The 17,363-nt window shown below is 72.4% G+C and carries 12 protein-coding genes; 9 read left to right on the top strand and 3 right to left on the bottom strand.

The window, feature by feature from the left end; translation table 11 throughout:
• The first annotated feature begins 196 nt into the window (after positions 1-196).
• A complete protein-coding gene (locus Q5694_RS26430) occupies positions 197-1,159 on the top strand; it encodes an AraC family transcriptional regulator (RefSeq protein ID WP_333935871.1) in 963 nt (320 codons plus the stop codon).
• A gap of 282 nt (positions 1,160-1,441) precedes the next feature.
• Here Q5694_RS26430 and Q5694_RS26425 read toward each other — a convergent pair whose 3' ends face one another.
• The gene (locus Q5694_RS26425; protein WP_333935870.1) at positions 1,442-1,843 is read right to left on the bottom strand and encodes a hypothetical protein; all 402 of its coding nucleotides are present in this window, start codon (positions 1,841-1,843) and stop codon (positions 1,442-1,444) included.
• A 505-nt stretch (positions 1,844-2,348) separates the two neighbouring features.
• On the bottom strand, positions 2,349-6,275 hold the full coding sequence (locus Q5694_RS26420; RefSeq protein ID WP_333935869.1) for an nSTAND1 domain-containing NTPase: 3,927 nt from the start codon (positions 6,273-6,275) through the stop codon (positions 2,349-2,351).
• Between the two features lie 383 nt (positions 6,276-6,658).
• Here Q5694_RS26420 and Q5694_RS26415 point away from each other — a divergent pair, with 383 nt between their 5' ends.
• The 3 genes from Q5694_RS26415 to Q5694_RS26405 all read left to right on the top strand — a co-directional run bounded on the left by Q5694_RS26415 (position 6,659) and on the right by Q5694_RS26405 (position 9,258).
• Positions 6,659-7,096, top strand: a complete 438-nt coding sequence (locus Q5694_RS26415) for a hypothetical protein (protein ID WP_333935868.1) — start codon at positions 6,659-6,661, stop codon at positions 7,094-7,096.
• The gene (locus tag Q5694_RS26410; RefSeq protein ID WP_333935866.1) at positions 7,093-8,523 is read left to right on the top strand and encodes a hypothetical protein; all 1,431 of its coding nucleotides are present in this window, start codon (positions 7,093-7,095) and stop codon (positions 8,521-8,523) included. The genes Q5694_RS26415 and Q5694_RS26410 overlap by 4 nt, the downstream gene beginning before the upstream one ends.
• 363 nt (positions 8,524-8,886) lie before the next feature.
• Positions 8,887-9,258, top strand: a complete 372-nt coding sequence (locus Q5694_RS26405) for a hypothetical protein (RefSeq protein ID WP_333935865.1) — start codon at positions 8,887-8,889, stop codon at positions 9,256-9,258.
• Here the strand turns inward: Q5694_RS26405 and Q5694_RS26400 are convergent.
• Positions 9,232-10,080, bottom strand: a complete 849-nt coding sequence (locus tag Q5694_RS26400; RefSeq protein ID WP_333935864.1) for an SDR family NAD(P)-dependent oxidoreductase — start codon at positions 10,078-10,080, stop codon at positions 9,232-9,234. The genes Q5694_RS26405 and Q5694_RS26400 overlap by 27 nt on opposite strands.
• Positions 10,081-11,364: 1,284 nt before the next feature.
• On the opposite strand from Q5694_RS26400, the gene Q5694_RS26395 reads away from it, so the two are divergent.
• From Q5694_RS26395 to Q5694_RS26375, 5 genes are read left to right on the top strand one after another with little or no spacing between them, the layout of a single operon-like run.
• A complete protein-coding gene (locus tag Q5694_RS26395) occupies positions 11,365-13,905 on the top strand; it encodes an FkbM family methyltransferase (RefSeq protein ID WP_333935863.1) in 2,541 nt (846 codons plus the stop codon).
• Between the two features lie 31 nt (positions 13,906-13,936).
• The gene (locus Q5694_RS26390; RefSeq protein ID WP_333935862.1) at positions 13,937-14,788 is read left to right on the top strand and encodes a 3-hydroxyacyl-CoA dehydrogenase family protein; all 852 of its coding nucleotides are present in this window, start codon (positions 13,937-13,939) and stop codon (positions 14,786-14,788) included.
• A gap of 41 nt (positions 14,789-14,829) precedes the next feature.
• On the top strand, positions 14,830-15,123 hold the full coding sequence (locus tag Q5694_RS26385) for an acyl carrier protein (RefSeq protein WP_333935861.1): 294 nt from the start codon (positions 14,830-14,832) through the stop codon (positions 15,121-15,123).
• Positions 15,124-15,151: 28 nt separating this feature from the next.
• Positions 15,152-16,303 (top strand): acyl-CoA dehydrogenase family protein, encoded by a 1,152-nt coding sequence (locus tag Q5694_RS26380; RefSeq protein ID WP_333935860.1) that lies wholly within the window; start codon positions 15,152-15,154, stop codon positions 16,301-16,303.
• Positions 16,300-17,346 carry an HAD-IIIC family phosphatase gene (locus tag Q5694_RS26375; protein ID WP_333935859.1) on the top strand — a complete coding sequence of 349 codons (1,047 nt, stop codon included), beginning with the start codon at positions 16,300-16,302 and terminating at the stop codon, positions 17,344-17,346. Before Q5694_RS26380 ends, Q5694_RS26375 begins: the two co-directional genes overlap by 4 nt.
• Positions 17,347-17,363: the final 17 nt, after the last annotated feature.

Raw genomic sequence — 17,363 nt, 5'->3', positions numbered from 1 at the left:
CGAAGTTCGCGGCGCGCACGGGTGTGTTTCCCGGCCGCAGCCGGACGGCCACCCGCCGGCCGGTGTTGCCCGTCGCGCCGAGGACGAGAGTGGGGTCGTTGCTCATGACAGCGAGTCAACGGCACGCACTCGGACGAATCCATAGGTCATACGCCAGATCACCTGGGTGATCGTCTGGATCGTCTACCCTCGGCGTGTGGATGCTTTCGGCGACCTGCTGCGCGGATTGCGGGCCCAGGGCTCGTTGTTCGGCAGCTCGACCCTGACCCCGCCCTGGTCGCTGCACTTCGTGGACGGCGCACCGCTGACCTTGTGCACCGTCCTTTCCGGAGGCGGCTGGATCGTGCCGGAGCACCGCCCGCCCGAGCGTCTGGGCACCGGCGAGACGGTGATCGTGCGAGGCCCCGCGCCGTTCCTCTTCGTCGACGAGGTGGGCACCCGGGCCGACCCCGTCGCGTGCGGCGCATTCTGCTCGACGCCCGAGCAGGGCGGGACCCGGTACCGGCTCGGCTGGCACGACGCCGGTACCGGCGGGGAGAACACGACGACCCTGGTCGTCGGCGCCTATCCGGCGCACGGCGAGATCAGTCGCAGGCTGCTGGATGCGCTGCCCGTCGTACTGCGCGTGGGATCCGGCGACGGGCCCGACCCCGTGTGGGACCACCTCGCCGCCGAGGTCGCCGCCGACACGCCGGGCCAGCAGGTCGTTCTCGACCGGTTGCTGGACTGGATGCTGGTGTGCGCGCTGCGCGAGTACTTCGACCGGCCCGGCGGAACTCCGCCGGGCTGGTACTCCGCCGGGCGTGACCCGGTGGTGGGCGGCGCGCTGCGTCTGCTGCACGGGGAACCGGCAGCGCCGTGGACGGTTGCCTCGCTCGCCGGCCGGACCGGGGTGTCGCGGGCCACGTTGGCGAAGCGGTTCACCGACCTGGTCGGTGAACCGCCGCTGACCTACCTCACCCGCTGGCGCATGACGCTCGCGGCAGACCTGCTGACCGAGCGCAAGACGATGACGGTCGCGGAGGTCGCCCGCGCCGTGGGCTATTCCGACGCGTTCGCGTTCAGCGCGGCGTTCAAACGAACCCGTGGCATCAGCCCCAGCGACTACCGGCGCACCGCAACAGCCTCACCCCCGCAGTCGGCCGGCACACTCCCGTGACAAGTCCCAGGCGCCCGAACCACCTCCAGGGCCTTCACCGGTCAGCAACACAGAGATGCAGCCGGAGGTCCGCGGGGGAGCAGCCACTGTCTCTGGAGTGCCGGACCTGACGGAGGGGCACCGGTGAGACGGAGGCGCGGCCACGATGCGCCAGGGGGACGAGAAACAGCAAGCGTTCGGACAGGCAGCGGTTCCGCCACCCCAGGGGGCGGCGGAACCCCATCTCTTCGGGGAACGACGGACCCTGGCGCGAGGCAGACGCGCCGCAGCCCACCGACTGGCTCAGTACCGCGTCGGGAACAGCTCGAGCTTGGCCTTGTTGCCGGAGACCGACTTCACCCAGATCTTCAGGTTGTTGAACTGGACGGTGCCGCCCGGGCTGGTGCTGCCGCTGAGGCGCCCGTCAGCGGCCGACATCTTCACGGAACGGGAGCTGATGCTCGTGATCTTCAACTTACCGAACCCGAACTTCCGGCTGTCGACCTTGATGGTCTTGGGCGCCGACACAGTGGTCTTGCACCGCCCGTCATAGCAGGGCCCGTTGGCGGCTGATGCCACCGGCGTCATCACGGCGAACCCGAGTGTGCCCGCCACGGTCAGCGTCACGGCGGTCGTCGCGGCCCTGCGGCGCATACCGGCGGTGGTCACCAGGGTGGCGTCTGTCAGGCGACGAATACGGTTCACGTCATTGCCCTTCGGTCGGTCGGAAACGGCAAGGGGGATACCTGCGCCACCGGAGCCGAAGCACCCAGTGCGCCCGGAGCCGAACCGGCCGGCCGGTGCCCCCGCTGCACCGATTCCAGCACCCGCCTGGTTGTTCAGTAACCTGTTCCACCCCCTGAACAACTCGGCGCAGGGGTTACTACGGGATGACGTTGGCAAGCCGCTCGGCAAACGCCCGGGGCGGTGCAGGACGTCTGAGGCTTCCCCTTGACGGTGGACACCTGGTCTCGTCACACGCGACGGCCAGGCCGCCGTCATCGCCTGCCCCCTCACCTGCGGCCCCGGCGGCGACCGCCAGGCAGGCGTCCGGCTCGGCGTCCTGGTCGCCGTCGGTGGCGTCGATGCCGATGCGCAGCCGGGTCTTCCCCCGCTCTGGCTCGTCCCAGCGGCTGAGGATGATGCCAGGCGCGTGGCTCGGAGTTCTCCGGGGCCCGGCGGCCCCCCTCGCACACCGGCAGGTACGGATTCAGTCGCGCGGCTCGCGCACCTCCCGGCGCACCCTCTCACCGCGCCCTTCGCACACCTCCCGGTACGGCAGCCGGGGCAGGGCCTCCTGCCAGTCGGCGCGGGTGAGGACACCGGCCGTGCGGTCGCAGACGTAGCTCGCCGCCCGGTCGGTGTCCAGCGTCCACACCCGAGCCGTCAGGTCGTAGCCCGCGGAGGCGAGGGTGTCCCCGCGGGGGCTGAAGGCGACCGTGGTGACGGTGTCGAGGTGGCCGGTGAGTTCCTCGCCCCAGGGCTGGGCGCGGGCCGGGTCGGTCACGCCCCACAGGCGGACCGTCCGGTCGCCGCTGCCGGTGGCCAGGGTCCTGCCGTCCGGGGCGAAGGCGAGGGCCCGGACCGCGGCGCGGTGCCCGGTCAGCTCCTGGCCCAGCGGCTCGGCGCGGCCCGACCGGTCGGTGCGCCACAGCCGCACGGTGCGGTCGTCGCCGCCCGTCGCGAGGGTCCTGCCGTCCGGGGCGAACGCCACTGCCTCGACGGCCCCTCCATGGCCGTCGAGCAGCGCGCCGGGGCGGGCCCGCAGCGCCCCGTCCAGCGTCCACAGGCGCACCGCGGCGTCCCCGGCGCCCGTGGCCAGCAGGCGCCCGTCCCGGGAGAAGGCCAGCGCGCCGACCGTGTCCTCGTGGCCGCGCAGGGGCGCGCCGAGCGGCCGAACAGCGTGGCGTCGGCGGACGTCCCAGAGCCGCACCGTGTCGTCCTCGCCGCCGGTGGCCAGGGCCCGGCCGTGCGGGGAGAAGGCGACGGCGTGCACGGCGCCGTCGTGTGCCTCCGAGGGTGCGCCGATAGGCTCGGGGCGGTCCGGTTCGTCGAGGTCCCACAGGCGGACGGTGCCGTCCCCGCTGCCGCTGACGACCGTACGGCCGTCCGGGGAGAACGCCAAGGCCAGCACCCGGTCGTCGTGGGCGAGCGGCCGTGGCAGCCGGCGCGGCCGGTCCGGGCGGTGCACGTCCCACAGACGGACGAGCCCGTCGTCGGTGCTGGCGGCGGCGAGCAGGCGGCCGTCGGGGCTGTAGGCGACGGCGGTCACGGGGTTGGTGAAGTCGGTGAGGACGGTCGGCGGCCGGTGCCAGAGCAGGACGCCGCCGTCGGCGCCGGTGCTGGCGAGGGTCCGGCCGTCGCGGCTGAACGCCACCTCCCACACGGCCTCGGTGTGGCCCGTCAGCGGTTCCCCGAGCTGCTGCGGGTAGGCGGGGTTGGCCACGTTCCACAGGATCGGCGCGTCGTCCTCGCCCGCGCTGGCCAGGACCGTGCCGTCGGGGCTGAAGGCGACGGACATGACGGGCGCGGTGTGCGTGGTGAGCGGTTCGCCGAGCGCCTCGGCGCGGCCGGGGTCCGAGACGTCCCACAGGCGGACGCGTTCGTCGAAGCCGGCGGTGGCGAGGGTGCGGCCGTCGGGCGAGAAGGCCAGCGACCAGGCGGGGTCGGTGTGGGCGCGCAGGGGCTTGCCGAGGGAGCGGACGCCTTCGTCGCCGTAGGACCACATCCGTAACGTGCCGTCGTAGCCGGCCGTGGCGAGGGTGCCGCCGCCGGGCGCGAACGCGACGGCGCGGACGCTGCGGTCGTCCGAGTCGTCGGCGGTGGCCGGCTTGCCGAGCGGCACGGGGCGGGCCGGGTCGGTCAGGTCCCACAGGCGTACGGTGCCGTCGTCGCCGGCCGTGGCGAGGGTCAGGCCGTCGGGGGCGAACGCCGCGGAGACGACGTTCTCTTCGTCGTGGCCGGTCAGCGGCCGGCCGAGGGCATGGGGCCGCTCCCGGTCGCGCACGTCCCAGAGCCGGACGGCACCGCCCTCGCCGGCCGCCGCGAGCAGGTCGCGGCCGGCCGGGGCGAAGGCTACGGCGCCGACGCGTGCCGTACCGAGCCGCAGGGGCGCGCCCAGCGCCTTCCCGCCGGCGTCCCACAGCCTGACCAACCCGTCGTGGCCACCGCTGGCGAGGGTGCGCCCGTCCGGCGCGTACGCCATCGAACTGCCCACCCCGTCGTGCCCGGGCAGCCGCGTGGCCAGGACCCGGCCCGCGTCCGATGCCAGCCGGGTCCGCAGCCCGGCGGTGGAGCGCATGCCGTAGGCGGCGACATCGAGCCGGGCGGCCAGCCCGGCGTGCGTCTCGCGGGCCCGGTCGGCTTCGGCGGTGAGCTGCCCGAAGACCGCGTCGTCCCGTTCGGCCTGCGCGGTGGCGCGCGCCTGGAGGGCGACGACCGCGGTGCCGGTGGCGAGCAGGGCGAGCGCGGCGAGTATCGCCACGACCGTGCGGCGCAGCAGCAGGGCGCGGCGCCGGCGCCGCAGGGAGGCGGTGAGGAACCGCCGCTCCAGTGGGGTGAGTTCGTCGCCGGCCGAGACGCGGGAAGGGGGTGGTGGGGTGGGCAGTGAGGAGAGCCGGGGCGAGGTCGGTGGGGAGTGCCTCGGTGAGGTGGGGGGTTCGGGCGGCCGGGTGGGCCGCGGCGCGGGGGCCGGGAAGGCATCCCGGGCGGCAGCGAGGCGGGAGCCCGCGTAGAGCGCGGCGTTCTCGTGCCCGAGTTCCTGCCAGGTACGGGCCGCCTCGCTCAGGGCGCGGTGCACGCGCAGCCGGTCGCGTTCGGCGTCGATCCAGGCGCGCAGCCGTGGCCAGGCGGTGATGAGGGCCTCGTGGGCGAGGTCGGCGGTGCCGTCGTCGAAGGTGAGAAGCCGGGCCCGCACCAGTCGTTCCAGGACCAGCCGGGTGTCCTCGGGGTCACCGAAGTCCAGCTCCGCGTGGACGGTGGGGCGGCGGGTGTCGGCGGTCCCGTCGCCCGGAGTGACAAGACGCAGCAGAATACGCCGAGCCAACTCGGCCTGCGCCTGCGTGAGTCCGCCGTACACCTCCTCGGCCGTTCGTACGACGGCGCCGTGCAGCCCGCCGGCCGCCTCGTAGGCCGTCTCGGTCAGGGCTCGGCCGGCGCGGTGGCGCCAGGTTTCCAGCAGGGCGTGCGACATCAGGGGCAGCCCGCCCGGGGCGTCCTCGACCTCGTCGAGGAGCCGTTCGGTCAGGGTGCGTTCGACGATCAGGCCGGCCGCGGCGGCGGGCCGGACGATGGCCTCCCGCAGCTCGGCGCGGCTCATCGGACCGGCGAGCAGGGTGGCGTCCTGCAAGGCGGCGGTGAGTGCCGGGTGTTCGGCGCAGCGACCGAGGAAGTCCGCCCGTACCGCGAGGACGACGCGCAGCCGGCTGTCGGCCCCGGTGGCGGCGACCAGGCGGTCGATGAAGGTGTCCCGGTCGGCCGGGTCGGCGCCGAGGGTGTACAGCTCCTCGAACTGGTCGACGACGAGCCAGGTGTCGGCGTCCGTGCCGGGCACGGGAGCGAGCCGTTCGGCGTGGGTACGGAGCGGGTCGGGGCCGGGGGTGAGGATGCGTACGGCGGCGGGAGGGGGGTCGTCGCCGGGTTCGCCCAGCCGGGGGATCAGGCCGGCGCGCAGCAGGGAGGACTTGCCGCTGCCGGAGGGACCGAAGACCGCGGTGAAGCGGTGCTTGCGGTTCAGCTCGGTGAGCCGCTCCACGAGCCGGTCGCGGCCGAAGAACAGCTCGGCGTCGCCCGGCTCGAACCGCGTCAGGCCGCGGTAGGGGGGCCGGACGCTGTCGTCGGCGGCGGTCTCGGCGGCCAGTTCCCGCGACGCCTCGTGCCAGCGCCGCTCCCACTCGTCGAGGTCACCGCCGCAGGCCTTGACGTAGGCGAGCGTCACCGCGCGGGTGGGCAACTGTTTGCCGGCCGCCGCCTGGGACAGGGTGGTGACGCCGTAGCGCGCCCGCCGTGCCATGTCCCGGTAGGTGGGTCTGCCCGCCGACTCGCGCAGCGCGCGCAGCCCCGCGGCGAACCGCTGCACCGGCCCGGCCGCCGGGTCGAGGTCGCCCTCGGCACGACCCGGTCCTGACTGCCCTGCCATGTGGCCCCCTCCCCAGCGTCCCCGTCGGATCGACACTCCGACATATCGCCCTGCGACACACGGGAGTTCACCCGATCCTCACGGATCCTCCCGCCGCACGGGGCGGATCCCGCCTCGCGCGGGCCAGGCCCTCGTGCGCCCCGCGTGCCGGGTGTCCGCCCAGGTTGTTCGGTGCCGGAAGGGGACCTGCCGAACAACCCCGCGCGGTGGTCGACTGAGCGCCGGGCCGGGGGTGCGGCCCGAATCCCGCGTGGGGAGGCTTCGGGCCGCACCTGCCCGAAGGGCACGGCGGCCCCGGCGACGAAGACGTCAGACATGGACGTGGGACGACGAAGGGTGAGGTCACGGTGATGCAGGAAGCGCGGGACTCCCGGAGGGTGAAGATGCCCGGGGCACTGATCTTCGTCCTGGTGGTGGCCGCCGGGCATGCGGTCGGGTGCGTCTTCGGCGGGTGGGCGGTCATCGCGGAGAACCGGAACAAGCAGGACCACGGGCAGGACCTGATCATGTCGTGGGGCCTGGCCTGGTTCGTGGCGCTGCTGTGCTGGGGGCTGGCGGCGATGCTGATCGCCTGTGCCGTCCTGGCGCACCGGCGGCACAGCTGGGTCCGTGTGGTGCTGATCGTCTGCATGGGCTTGGTGACGCTTGCGATGCTCTTCGCGCTCCTCGGTTCGCTCGCGGGCGGGGCGCCGAACCTCGGCGTGCTCCTGATCGCGGTGGTGGACGGCGCGGCGCTGTGGACCGTGAGCGGCGGCAGCGGCCGTTCCTACTTCGCGGCACGCCCGGCCGTCACCGGGGCGCGGGAGGTCGACGCGCCATGACGGAACACACCGATGCGGCGCACTCGGCGTACGCACCCCGACGCTCCCTGTTTGCGGCCGCGCCCGACCCGCCGGCGGTGGCCTTCGGCAACGCCACGCTGCTCGGTATCGGTTACCTGATGCTGCGCCGACGGCGTGCGGCGGCGGTCGCCGTGCTCGGCTCCGTCATGCTGCTGACCGCCGTGGCGAGATCCTCCGAGACCTGGGCCGAGGTGTTGCTGCTGCTGTGGTGGGCCGGCGGCATCGCACACGGCCGCTACCTGGCGCGGCGGTGGCCCGAGCACACGGTACGCCGCGGTCAGCGCGCGGCGACCCTGGCCGGGGCTCTGACGGTCCTGCTGACGGCGGTGCTGTTGCGCGTGGACGCCCACGGCATCGAGAACCGTGTTGCGGCGGCCCGTCAAGCCGGTGACTGCGAGGCGGCCGTGGCGGCACAGGGCGAGGTGGGACGGGGGCACCGGCTGGCGGGCGCGCCGGTGGTGCAGCCCGGGGACGCGGTCGTGCGGGCGTGCCGGCGTCTCGACGGCGCCGCGTCCGCCCTGGCCAGGGCGGTGCGCACGGGCAGCACGAAGGAGCTGGCCCGCGGCTTCGGCACGCTCGCCACTGTGCTGGACGAACCCGGCAACGAGCAGACCGTAGGGACCGTCCTGGACGGCTTCCTCGACGCGCTGCCGACCGACGACTCCTGCGACACGTCCGACCTCACGGCCTGGCTGCGCAAGCGCCCACGCAGCCACGACGTCCTGGACCGCTCCGTGTCCACGGCGGGCCGCACGGAACCCGCCGCCCTGGTGGACTGCGGTGACCGGCTGATGGCGCGGGACGCCTGGCGCGAGGCGCGCGAGCAGTACCGAAGGCTTCTCGCCGAGTACCCGGCCGACAGCCGGGCCGGCCGGGCACGCGGCGGGGTGCGCAAGGCCACCGTCGCCATTGAGCTGAACCAGGTGCGGGAGCTGGTGGAGGCCACGTCGGACACCTCGTCCGGTTACTGCGACAAGCCCGCGAAGTACAGCGCGGCCCCGCCCTTCCGCAAGGGTTCCGCCCGCGCCCTGTTCCTCGGCGACACGGAGTACACCGACAGGCTCCCCGGCTCCTGGCGCACGGCCGACCCGGCGAAGGCCGCGTTGGTGGTCTGCGCGGGCGAGGCGGAGAACGGCAGCGTCGTGCAGACCTGTTCGTACGAGAACAAGAAGTCTCGGTACCTGCCCCACCGGGTCACCTATTACGAGGCCAGGATTCCTCTCAAGGTCTACGAACTGCGCACCGGCGAACGACTCACCCCCCGCTCGGTCCAGATCGAAGGCACCAGCTGTCCGAGCGTCCTGCACTACCAGTACCACCTGTACGACCTGGGCCCGGGCGACCAGTTCGTCTCCCCCTCCGAGTCGGACATCCGTACGGCGTTCGACTCGGTGCTGGGCAGGTGACCGGACAGCGGGGCCGTGCTGCCGGCGCTGTTGCCGACGGGTGTACGGGCCGTCGGCGTGAAGGCGAGGCCAGAGCTGCTCGGTGGCACCAGCGCTTGGCTTCCTCGAGCAGAGATCGCTCGGCGAGGCGACTGGGCACGTCGCCGGCGCACGGCCGGACGTCGTCGCGACGGGCCGAACGCGGCCTGGTGACGGGACGGGTGCGTGGCGTCGTACGGCCCTGCCCTCGTGTGACTCGTCGCGCCCTGTCTCCGGCCGGCACCCTTCCTTACCGTAGGTGACGGGACGACTACGAACCGAGGAGGGGTGCATGCGTCCGTGGATCCCCACCGGCATCACCGCTTGGGCCGCCCGAAGGCCGACATGCTCGAGGTCCCGGAACAGGAGAAGGGCCTTGCCCTGGCCGAGACCCTCGCCGAGGCCGGCGAACGCATCGACGCCGGAGAGAAGGTCAGCGGCCCGGCCGCCGACCGCTACCGCGCCACGGCCGCCGAGTTCTCCACCCGCTACGCCGGGACCTACCCCGGCAGACGCGAACTGCGCGCGCTGGTCGTTAACCCCGCCTCCAGTTCTACGAGGCCCCCGAGGGGTTCCCTGACCTGCAACCACGACGCGTTCACCGTGCTGTGCAACCCCGACCGCGACCGGGCGGGCGACGGCGCCCGTCACACCCGCCTGTCACGTGGTCGGCGGTGCGCGGCGCGGCTCCTACGTCGTGGCGGACGGCAGCGGTGACAATCCCCCGACCAGGGCGCGGGCGGCGGCGAGTTCCTCGCGGGCGGCCTGCTCGGCAATCTCCAGGTAGGTGTAGGCGTCATCGCCCACCGGGACGCGCAACGGGGTGGGCACGTCGGCGGCGACGATGGCGAGGATCCGGGCGGCGAAGTCCTGGGGCCGTCCGGTGGCCGGGTCGCCCGCCATGCCGCGCACCGCGTCCAGGGTTTCGGCGGTGACCGCGGCGTACTCGGACAGCCGGCGGCCCGACTCGGCGAGCGACGTCCCGTAACGGGTCGCGAAACCGCCGGGCTCCACCACGGTGACTCGCACGCCCTGGCCGCCCACCTCCGCGGCCAGCGCCTGGCTCATACCCTCCAGGGCGTACTTCCCGGCGACGTACGCGCCCAGCCCGGGGAACGCCATCCGGCCCGCCAGGGAGGAGACGTTGACGATGTGCCCGCCTCCCTGGGCGCGCATGAGCGGCAGGACCAGGCGGACCAGCCGCCAGGGGCCCACGACCAGGGTCTCCAGCTGGTCGCGCAGCTCGGCGTCGGAGACTTCCTCGACCGCGCCGAACAGGCCGGCGCCCGCGTTGTTCACGAGGACGTCGACCCCGCCCAGACGGTCGGCGGCGGTGCGGACGGCCTCCTCGCACTGGGCGGCGTCGCGCAGTTCCAGCGGGAGGGGGACGATCCGTCCGGGCCAGGCGGCGGCCAGGTCGTCCAGGGCGGCGGTGTCGCGTGCGGTGACCGCCACCTCGTGCCCCTCCCGCGCCGCCGCCTCGGCCAGCGCCCGGCCCAGTCCCGAGGAGCACCCCGTCACCAGCCAACGTCGCCCCATCGCTGCCTCCCGCACGCTCTCGACGGCCCTCGCCTCCGTGGCGCCGGTCCCGGCCCGGCCCGCTCCCATGGTTGGCGCAGAAGCGCCGACGGTCATCCCCTCACGCGGGGGCGCTCCGGTGCACGCCGGGGGCGTTCGACGGCGGGCAGGGACCTGCGCCCCGGGCCCGTCGGAGACTTCGGGACGGCCCAACCAGACGGTGGACCGCGCCACATGACGTGCGGGGGCCGGTCAAACCGCATCGCACGCCGGGATGATCGAGTGCCGAGCGAGCAGGGCGGAAGGGCCGATGGAGAAGCTCTGTCAGACGGGCACGGCCTGAGAGAGCAGCGGGCACGCGGTGTGGCATCTGCCGCCGGGCGCCGTGTACGAGTATCGCAACTGGCCGTGCACGCGGTGTCCGTGGCGCACGGATGCCGATCTCACAGCGTTCTGCGAGCAGGACATGGAAATGCTGCGGCGAGCTGACGGGAGGCCGGGAGCGGAGACACCGATCGGCGCTCCTGTGGTCGCCTGCCACCTCGACCAGCCGGGCACGGCCCACGCCTACCGCTGGTGTGCGAGCTGCCTCGCCACGGTGGGCGGCTATACCCGGGTGGGTGTTTCTCGTTCCCGATCGTCGTGCTCTGGCGTTTCGCTTCGTGCCCAGCGATGGACTGGGTATGGCATGGCGGTCGGTCGGCTCGTTGCGTTTTCCGGTTTTGCGTCTTGGGCTGTGGTTTCCGGTGCGGGGGTGCCGGGTGCCGGGTGTCGGGGTGCCGGGTGCGGGGGTGTCGTGGTGCCGGGTGTCGGGTGCCGGGTGCCGGGGTGTCGGGGTGCCGGGTGCTGGGGGTGTCGGGGTGTCGGGGTGTCGGGGTGTCGGGGTGCCGGGTGTGGGGGTGTGGGGTGGTGCTCTGGTGTTGCTCTGGTGGTGCTCTAGGTGGGGTGGTGAGGGTGGGTGGGTGATGGATGTGGGGGCGCGGGGCTGTGGGTGCTGGGCCCTTGCGGACGGCCGACACTGCGGGGAGAGGCATGAGCTCCAGGATCATGACAGCTGGGACCGATGACGGGGCGGTGTCGGCGGGGTGTGGGCCGGTGTCGTGGCGGTTGGCGTTGCTGGCCGGTTGCCGTGCGGTGGTGGGTGCGGGTGGTGGCGGGTCGGGAGCCGGTCGGGGTGGGGCGGCCGCTGGGGGGGGTGTGCCGGTGGTTGTGGGTTCGGTGGGTGGTGCCCCGGGTGGGTGGCGTGGTGCTTTCCTGACGGGTGGGGGTGTCACCACGCGGGTCGGGGTGGGGGAGGTCGCCGGTGTGAAGCCGGTGGTGTTCATGTTTCCCGGTCTGGGGGATCACTACGTGGGCATGGGTGGTGATCTGTATCGCGAGTTCCCTGTGTTTCGTGAGGCGGTCGATGTCTGTGCGCAGGCGCTGATCGGTGAGTTGGGTGTGGACATCCGCGAGGTGATCTTTCCCGCCGCTGGGTGTGGTGATGCGGCCGTGGCGGGCGGGCCGGTGGTGGATCTGCGCCGCATGCTGGCCGGTGGGAGGGGTCCGCGTGGTGAGGGTGAGCGCCGGTTGCGTGCCACTGCGTTGGCGCAGCCGGCGTTGTTCGTCGTGGAGTATGCGCTGGCCCGGTTGTGGCAGTCGTGGGGTGCTCGTCCGTCGTTGATGGTCGGTTACAGCCTGGGTGAGTATGTGGCGGCGACGTTGGCCGGTGTGCTCAGTGTCGGGGATGCGTTGATGCTGGTGGCTCGTCGGGCGGCGCTCATCGAGGAGTTGCCCGCGGGGGCCATGCTGGCGGTGATGCTGCCTGAGCGGGAGGTCACCGCGCTGCTGGGTGGGCAGCTGTCGCTGTCGGCGGTCAACGGCCCGCAGTTGTGTGTCGTGGGCGGTGCGGTGGCTGCGGTGGAGGCGCTGGAGACTTCCCTGCGTGAGGGTGGTGTGGTGTGTCGCCGGGTGCAGAGCACGCACGCTTTCCACTCCTCGATGATGGAGCCTGTCGCCGAGCGGGTGACGGAGCTGGCGCGGTCGGTCACCCTCAAAGCGCCGAGCATCCCTTACCTGTCCAATGTCACCGGTGAGCCGATCACCGACGAGCAGGCCACCGATCCCGCGTACTGGGCGCGTCATCTTCTCAGTCCGGTGCGGTTCGCCGAGGGGCTGGCGCATCTGCCGGCCGGTGCGCTGCTGCTGGAGGCCGGTCCGGGTCAGAGCCTGAGCAGTATGGCCAGCGCGGTGCGCGGCAGCGACGCCGGTGCGATCGTGGCGTCCATGCGTCACTCGCTTCAGCGCACGTCGGACTCGGCGGTGGCGTTGAAGGCGCTGGGCCGGCTGTGGCTGGCGGGCGCGGACATCGACTGGGACCGTTTCCCCACCGGTGCACTGGACCCGGCCGCCGCCGGTGCCGCCGGTGCGCTGGACCCGGTCGCCGCCGGTGCCGCGGGTGCGCTGGACCCGGCCGCCGGCGGTGCTGCCGAGGGTGCTGCGGGGGAGTGGGACCCGGTTGCCGCCGGTGCCGCGGGTGCGCTGGACCCGGCCGCCGGCGGTGCTGCCGAGGGTGCTGCGGGGGAGTGGGACCCGGTTGCCGCCGGTGCCGCGGGTGCGCTGGACCCGGTTGCTGCCGGTGCCGTGGGGGAGTGGGGCCCGGTCGCCGATGGTGCTGCCGGGGGTGCTGCGGGTGCGCTGGACACGGCTGCCGATGGTGCTGCCGCCGGTGCCGTGGGGGAGTGGGACCGGGTTGCCGCCGGTGCCGGCACGGTCGGGCGGGAGGGGGGTGGTTCAGCCGGCATGGTGGGCGCGGTGGAGCGGGAGCTGGCCGGTGTGTGGGCGAGGATCTTGAACAACGAGCGGCTGGCGCGTGATGTGAGTTTCTTCGAGGTCGGCGGGAACTCGCTGCTGGCGACCCGGCTCTGCCTGCGCATCAAGCGTGCTTTCGGCGTGGAGTTGACGTTGCGTCAGGTCTATGAGTGGTCCACGATCGCCCGGATGGCCGCCGCCGTGGAAAGGCTCCGGGCGGGCGGGCAGCTCGACGGTGACGCCGCGGGTTCCTCGCACACCGGCACGTCGCTGGCGCGGATCGAGCTGCCCAACGCGCTGACGGTGTGGCACCAAAACGAGGCCGAGACCCGGCACTTCTACCAGGACATCTTCGAGCACCGCACCTACGCCAGGAACGGCATCACCCTGCGTGAGGGGGCCACCGTCGTCGATGTCGGCGGCAACATCGGCCTGTTCACCCTGTTCGCGCACTACGAGGCGAAGAACGTGCGGGTCTTCGCCTTCGAGCCGGCCCCGCCCATGGTCGAGCTGCTCAGCCGGAACGTGGCCGAGCACGGCGTGAACGCCACCGTGTTCGACATCGGCCTGTCCGACGCCGAGTCGCAGGCGGCGTTCACCTTCTACCCGCGCAGTTCCGGCATGTCCTCCTTCCACCCCGACGAGGCGGAGGAGAAGCACAACCTGCGCACGATCATCGCCAACCAGCACCGAAGGGAGGCGGACGCGGAGGTGGCCGGGCTGGTCGCCGACGAGGAGTTGCTCGATGTGCGCTTGGAGGCGATCGAGTTCACCGCCACGCTGCGCCCGCTGTCGGCGGTGATCCGTGAGCAGGGCATCGAGCGGATCGACCTGATCAAGATCGATGTGCAAAAGAGCGAGCGGCAGGTCATCGACGGTATCGCCGAGCAGGACTGGCCCAAGATCCAGCAGATGGTGCTGGAGGTGCACGACGCAGACGGCGAGGTCGCCCGCCTGGTGAAGCTGCTGCGGGGACACGGCTTCACCGTGTGTGCCGAGCAGGACGAGATGTATGTCGGCACCGACATCCACAACATCTACGCCGTTCGCGGCTGACGCTGACGCTGACGTGAACGGAGTTTCGGACATGGAATTTGCGACTGTGGCAGTGGTCGGCGCGGGTGTCATGGGCGTCGGCGTCGCGCAGAGCCTCGCCCAGAGCGGTCACCGGGTCGTCCTCGTCGACGTCCACGACGACGTCCTTCAGCGCGCCCGGCAGGAACTGCGTACCGGCCTGCGCACCTTTGCCCTGTTCCACAAGGGCGCGGGCGTGGACATCGCGGCCGTCATCGAGCGTGTGGAGTTCACCACCGACTACGAACTGCTCGCCGAGGCCGACTTCGTCGTCGAGAACGTCACCGAGGACTGGCAGGTCAAGAAGGAGGTGTACGAGCGGATCGACCGTATCGTGCGCCCGGAGGTGGTGTTCGCGGTGAACACCTCCGCGATCTCCATCACCCGTATCGCCTCCTGCACCGTGCGGCCCGAGCGGGTGGTGGGCATGCACTTCATGAACCCGGTGCCGATGAAGCCGATGGTGGAGGTGATCCGCGGCTACCACACCACGCCCGAGACGATCGACACCGCCCGCCGTTTCCTGGCCGAGCTGGGCAAGGAGTGCATCGTCGTCGAGGACGTGCCGGGCTTTGTGTCCAACCGGGTGCTGATGCTCACCATCAACGAGGCCGTCTTCCTGGTGCAGGACAAGGTCGCTGCGCCGGCCGACGTCGACCGCATCTTCCGGACCTGCTTCGACCACCGCATGGGCCCGTTGGAGACCGCCGACCTGATCGGCCTGGACACGATTTTGAAGTCGGTCGAGGTGCTGTACGAGAGCTTCAACGACGACAAGTACCGGCCGGCGCCGCTGCTGAAGAAGATGGTGGCCGCCGGCCTGCTCGGGCGAAAGAGCGGCGAGGGCTTCCACACCTACCGCTGAGGCCCCGCTGTCTTCTTTCCACCGCCACGACGACAGGACGGATGACCACGACCATGAGCACGGACACCACCGCCGGCCCGGCCGGCCCCGACATCAGGGCCACGATCGCCGCCTACCTTGCGCGTTTCTTCCCGGTCCAGGATCTGACGGACGACGACGACATCTTCGAGCTCGGCTTCGTCAGCTCGATGTTCGCCATGCAGCTGGTGTCGTTCGTGGAGCACGAGTTCGCCATCACGGTCGACAACGAGGATCTGGAGATGGAGCACTTCCGCTCCATCAGCGCGCTTGAGGGGTTCGTCACCCGCAAGCTGTCCGCCTCCCTCGCGCAGTAGAGGGCCGACCGAGAGCGGGGCGAGGACGATGACCGGAGCGCTCACCGAGCACCAGGAACAGGCCCGCACGCAGTTCCGGGCCTTCACCGACCGCCACATCGCACCCCACGCCGACACCTGGCACCGTGCCCAGCGCACCCCGCCGGCAGTGATCCGGCTGCTGGCCGAAGAGGGCCTGCTGGGCATGCATGTGCCGCGCGAGTACGGCGGGGGCGGCTGCGACGCGGTCACCTTGGGGCTGCTCGCCGGTGAACTGGGCCGCGCCTGCTCCTCGGTGCGCAGCCTGCTGACCGTGCACTCGATGGTGGCGCACACCGTCGCCCGCTGGGCGGGCCGCGAGGTGAAGGAGCGCTGGCTGCCCCGGCTGGCCAGCGGTGAACGCATCGCGGCGCTCGCCGTGTCCGAGCCGGGCACGGGCAGCGACGCGGCCGGGGTCAGCACCCGCATCGACCGCGACGGCGACGACTTCATCGTCAGCGGCCACAAGAAGTGGATCACCTACGGGGACAGCGCCGACGTCTTCTTGCTGGTGGGGCGCTCCGCCGAGGGCCCCACGGCCCTGCTGGTGGAGCGGGACACCCCGGGGCTGTCCACCGAGCTCATCGAGGACATGATCGGCATCCGTGCCTCGATGACCGCCCATGTCCGCCTCGACGGCTGCCGAATCCCCGGCAGCCATCTGCTCGCCCGGGCCGGGCTGGGCGTCTCCCACGCGGTGGGCGCCGCCTTGGACCTGGGCCGCTACACCGTCGGCTGGGGCTGCGTCGGCATCCTCGACGCCGCCCTGGAGGCCTGTGTGGACTACGCCTGCCGGCGCGAGCAGTTCGGATCCCTCATCAAGGACCACCAGCTGGTGCGCCGGATGATCAGCGACATGTACACCGACGCCCGCGCGGCCCGGCTGTTGTGCCTGGAGGCCGGGCGGCTGCGCGACGCGCGTGACCCGCACGCGCCGGCCGCCACGTCCACCGCGAAGTACTTCGCGGCCGCCGCCGCCGGGCGGGCCGCCGCCGACGCCGTGCAGCTGCACGGGGCCAACGGCTGCAGCTCCGACTACCCCGTCCAGCGCCTGCTCGGCGACTCCCGCGTGATGGAGATCATCGAGGGCAGCGCGCAGCTGCACCAAGTGGGCCTCGCCGAGTACGCGTTCCAACAACGCCCCTGCAGGAGTGAGCGATGACCGCCACCGTCAATGCCGTCAAGACCGTCAAGTGCGTGGTGTGGGACCTGGACAACACCGTGTGGGACGGCGTGCTGCTGGAGGACGGCGAGGTCACCGTGCGGCCCGAGGTCGTCGAGGTGATCCGCACCCTCGACGAGCGCGGCATCCTGCACTCCGTCGCCAGCCGCAACGACCATGACGCGGCCATGGCCAAGCTCGAGGAGTTCGGCATCGCCGAGTACTTCCTGTACCCGCAGATCAACTGGGGCAGCAAGTCGCAGTCGGTGAAAGCCGTCGCCGAGGCGATCAACATCGGCGTCGACACTTTGGCCTTCGTCGACGACCAGCCCTTCGAACGGGACGAGGTGCGCTTCGCACACGCCGACGTGCTGTGCGTCGACGCCGCCGACGCCGCCGCCCTTCCCGACCTGCCGCGGATGCGGCCGCGGTTCGTCACCGCCGACTCGCGCGAGCGCCGCCACCTGTACCGGGCCGACGCCGAGCGCAAACAGGCGCAGGTGGACCACCACGGCACCGACGAGGAGTTCCTCGCCTGCCTGGGCATGCGCTTGACCATCGCGCCCGCCCGCGAGCGCGACCTGCAGCGCGCGGAGGAACTGACCGTGCGCACCCACCAGCTCAACGCCACCGGCTACACCTACTCCTACGAGGAACTGGACGCCTTTCGCCGCTCGCCCGGCCACGACCTGCTGGTCGCGGGCCTGGAGGACCGCTACGGCACCTACGGCAGGATCGGTTTGGCCCTCGTGGAGCGCGGCAGCGACGTGTGGACGGTGAAGCTGCTGCTGATGTCGTGCCGTGTCATGGCACGCGGGGTCGGCTCCGTGCTGCTGGGCCATCTCATCCGCAGCGCCCACCAGGCCGGCGTCGCCCTGCGCGCGGAGTTCGTGCCCACCGACCGCAACCGGACCATGTACGTCACCTACAAGTTCTCCGGCTTCCGCGAGGTGGGGCAGTCCGGCGGCGTGAGCGTGCTGGAGCACGACGGCGCCCGGCTGCCGCAACTGCCGCCCTACATGGACGTCACGGTCGAGCGCTGAGCCTGCCGGCGCACCCC

It is taken from the genome of Streptomyces sp. AHA2 (assembly GCF_036857595.1).
Lineage (GTDB): Bacteria > Actinomycetota > Actinomycetes > Streptomycetales > Streptomycetaceae > Streptomyces.
The sequence above is the reverse complement of the archived record's forward strand: the minus strand, read 5'-3'. Positions and strand labels throughout refer to the sequence as shown.